General features: G+C 71.6%; 4 protein-coding genes. 3 read left to right on the top strand and 1 reads right to left on the bottom strand.

What is annotated here, in order from left to right:
* Nucleotides 1–223, bottom strand: a 223-nt coding sequence (locus tag ACFYPS_RS36860; protein WP_387331128.1) for a hypothetical protein, incomplete at its 3' end; no start/stop codon positions are given.
* Nucleotides 224–232: 9 nt separating this feature from the next.
* On the opposite strand from ACFYPS_RS36860, the gene ACFYPS_RS36855 reads away from it, so the two are divergent.
* The 3 genes from ACFYPS_RS36855 to ACFYPS_RS36845 form a co-directional block, all read left to right on the top strand.
* The gene (locus ACFYPS_RS36855) at nucleotides 233–892 is read left to right on the top strand and encodes a BTAD domain-containing putative transcriptional regulator (RefSeq protein ID WP_387331125.1); all 660 of its coding nucleotides are present in this window, start codon (nucleotides 233–235) and stop codon (nucleotides 890–892) included.
* Nucleotides 893–1,089: 197 nt separating this feature from the next.
* Nucleotides 1,090–1,314 (top strand): hypothetical protein, encoded by a 225-nt coding sequence (locus ACFYPS_RS36850; protein WP_387331122.1) that lies wholly within the window; start codon nucleotides 1,090–1,092, stop codon nucleotides 1,312–1,314.
* A 162-nt stretch (nucleotides 1,315–1,476) separates the two neighbouring features.
* A partial coding sequence (locus ACFYPS_RS36845; protein WP_387331119.1) for an alkaline phosphatase occupies nucleotides 1,477–2,564 on the top strand: 1,088 nt, incomplete at its 3' end.

Here is a 2,564-nt window from a genome sequence, read left to right as displayed (position 1 = left end):
CGTCCTCAACGCGGCGGCTGCCGCCGACCTGCTCGCAGTGATCAGCCAGGCCCGGCCTCAGCCAGGACACCACGAGCCACTGCCTCCGGCAGCCGACCGACCGCCGACCCAGGCGCGCGTCCCGCGACAGACCGCTCGAGGCGATGCGCCACCCACGCCCCGCCGCACCACTGGTCAGCGCCTGCACCTGCAAATCCTCGGCGACACGATGCTGCAGTGCCACGGCCGGCCGGTGACAATCCGGCGCACCGCCGCCCGCCAAGCCCTGGTCTTCCTCGCCGTGCATCCCGACGGCGCCAACAGCCGGGACCTGACAACCGCGATCTGGCCCGGCCTTCCCGCACACACCGTCACCAGCCGCCTCTACACCACCCTCAGTGACCTCAGAAAAGCCGTCGCCGCCGTCAGCGAGATTCCGCTCATCGAGCACACCGGTGACCGCTACCGCCTGCGCCGCGACCACATCGAGGTGGACCTGTGGCGGTTCCACGCTGCGGTAGAACATGCCGCCACCGCAGTGACCGCACGCCCCGCCGCCTGGCAGGCCGTCATCAACGCCTACACCGGCAACCTCGCCGCCGGCCACGACTGGCCGTGGCTCAACCCGCCACGAGAAGCCCTACGCCGGCGCGTCATCGACGCCTACACCGCCCTGGCCGCCACCCAGCCCGACCCGCGGCGCGCCCTGTCCCTGCTGCAAGACGCGATCCGCGTCGACCCGTACAACGAAGACCTGCACCGGCGCGCCATACACGCCCTCGAGGTGCTCGGCGACCACGCCGCTGCCGAAGACCTGCTCACCACCTTCAACCGCCGGCTGACCGACGCCGGCCTGGAGCACGAAGAAGAAGTCCGGCAGCCGCGCGCAGCCTCGAGCGGGCAAACGCATTAGCAGCTCGCCTGGGCCTGCCAGCGGCTTTCGGCCGGCACCGGCCGGGCCGGCCCGCCACGCTGACGGGCACAAAACCTTGGGAAGACCTCGGGGACCGCCCCGAACCCCGACCCCTCCTCAGACATCAGCCGCGGATCCCCTCGCCGGGCACCACAAGGGCTACCAGCCTTCCCGGACGGGGCCAAGGTCGTCCGGTAGTGCGCTCCACCCTTGGCCCCGTCCGGGGAGGCTGGACGCTCTGGCGACTGCCCGACGAGGTGGAAGCAGTGCAGCCCGTCGTGCGTGGCGACGCAGACCCGGCCCGCATCGTCGACGCGTACGCCGTCGAAGGAGCCGGCGTCGCAGGTGCCGAAGACCTCGCCGGCGCGCAGCGCGCCGCCGTCGGTGACGGTGAACCGGCGCAGGCCCCGTCGACCACGTAGACGCACGACGGCGGCCACGCCCGGGGCCGGAGGCCATGCCGTTGCCCGGGGCAACAGAAGTCGGAGAACCGCCGTCCCGCGTTAACCCGCAGGTCAGGCGCCTGACCGGCGGCTGCGGTTGCGTGGTGACCGCCAAACGCCCGTCCGTCAGGAGGACAACCCGTGACTTTCCGTTCCAGCCGCTGGCTGCTGGCCCCCGTGGTCGCGGGGGCGGTCGCCGCCACCGGCCTGAGCCTGGTCAACCCGATCACCGCGGCCGACGCCGGCCCGGCCAAGGGCAAGGCTCGCAACGTCATCTTCATCAACGGTGACGGTATGGCCGCTGCCCAGCGCGAGGCCGCCCGCCTCTACCTGGCCGGTCTCGACGGCCAGCTCACCATGGACAAGCTGCCCTATTCCGGCCAGCTCACCACCAGCCCGCACGACCCCGCGTCGCCGATCACCGACTCCGCCGCCGCCGCGACCGCCTGGGCCACCGGCGAGAAGACCTACAACGGCGCGATCAGCGTCGACGTGGACGGCAACCCGCTGCCCACCCTCGGCGCCCAGGCAAAAGCCGCCGGCAAGGCGACCGGCCTGGTCACCACAGCCCAGGTCACCGACGCCAGCCCGGCCGCCTTCTTCGCCAACACCGCCAACCGCTCCGCCCAGGACGAGATCGCCCGGCAGTACCTCGAGGTCACCAAGCCGGACGTCATCCTGGGCGGCGGCGAGGACTGGTGGCTGCCGGCCGGCGCCGCCGGGGCCTATCCGGACAAGCCGGCCGAGGACCCGTCCGAGGCCAGCACGGGCACCAAGGGCGACCTGATCACCGAGGCGAAGGCCAAGGGCTACCAGTACGTATCCACCGCCGATCAGCTGCAGGCCGCCAAGGGCGGCAAACTGCTCGGCCTCTTCGCCAACGAGGAGCTGTTCCAGCAGCGCCCCGAGGGCGAGGGCGACGTCTACAACCCGCCGGCCAGCCTGGCCACGATGACCGACAAGGCCCTGTCCACCCTGTCGAAGAACAAGCAGGGTTTCTTCCTCTTCGTCGAGGAGGAGGGCATCGACGAGTTCGCCCACGCGAACAATGGCACCCGAATGCTCCAGGCCCTCGGCGAGCTGGAGAAGGCCGTCGCGGTGGCCCGCAACTACGCGGCCAGCCACCCGGACACCCTGGTCGTGGTGACCGGTGACCACGAGTGCGGCGGCCTGACCGTCGAGGACACCGCCACCTCCGACGAATCGGGCGACGGCATCTCGGCCGAGGA

The organism is Micromonospora sp. NPDC005087 (assembly GCF_042872965.1).
Classification (GTDB): Bacteria; Actinomycetota; Actinomycetes; order Mycobacteriales; family Micromonosporaceae; genus Micromonospora.
The sequence above is the reverse complement of the archived record's forward strand: the minus strand, read 5'-3'. Positions and strand labels throughout refer to the sequence as shown.